The organism is Collinsella aerofaciens (assembly GCF_032584215.1).
GTDB lineage: Bacteria > Actinomycetota > Coriobacteriia > Coriobacteriales > Coriobacteriaceae > Collinsella.
This window is the reverse complement of the sequence record NZ_JAWHPN010000102.1, coordinates 1-509: the sequence shown is the minus strand read 5'-3', so window position 1 is coordinate 509 and position 509 is coordinate 1. Positions and strand designations below refer to the sequence as shown.

At 55.2% G+C, this 509-nt stretch carries 1 protein-coding gene; it reads right to left on the bottom strand.

Annotated elements, in window-relative coordinates:
• Positions 1-142: 142 nt before the first annotated feature.
• A partial coding sequence (locus tag RX395_RS09945) for a YolD-like family protein (RefSeq protein ID WP_316367328.1) occupies positions 143-509 on the bottom strand: 367 nt, incomplete at its 5' end.

Below are 509 nucleotides of genomic sequence, written 5' to 3'. Positions count from 1 at the left end.
TTTACATACAGTTACTTGACGCCCTTTTTGAATCGGGCAGAAAACCAGCCCCGGTGTGATCGTTTGTGACCGATCACACCGGGGCCGTTTTTCCTATTGGTCTGTTTCTCAGCTTCGTCCCTTATCTGCGGCGTGGAGACGCTTAAAGGTCAGAGGTGAAGTCAGGACTGCGATGCTCGTCGATGCTGATGACATCGTCCAGGGGAACCGTTGTTTTGTCCTCCATGACCAGAACACGCTCAACCTCATCGATCCGCTTCAATCGTCCGGTCGTTGTAACATAGCGCCCGCCATCCTTTTTCCCGTCAGGCTGGAACCACGTCACCGACACATCTGGATGTTCATCGATCCGATCCATCAGCATCTGCTGTTTGAAGTCCAGAGCCGCTTTCACATCCTCATCCAGCTCTATGCGCCGCTCTGTCAACCGGGCAGTTTCTGCGATTGCGGTGCCATGGCCGCTCAAAGCCGCAAAAGGGGCAAACTGGGCGGCGCGGTCTGAGCGGGAC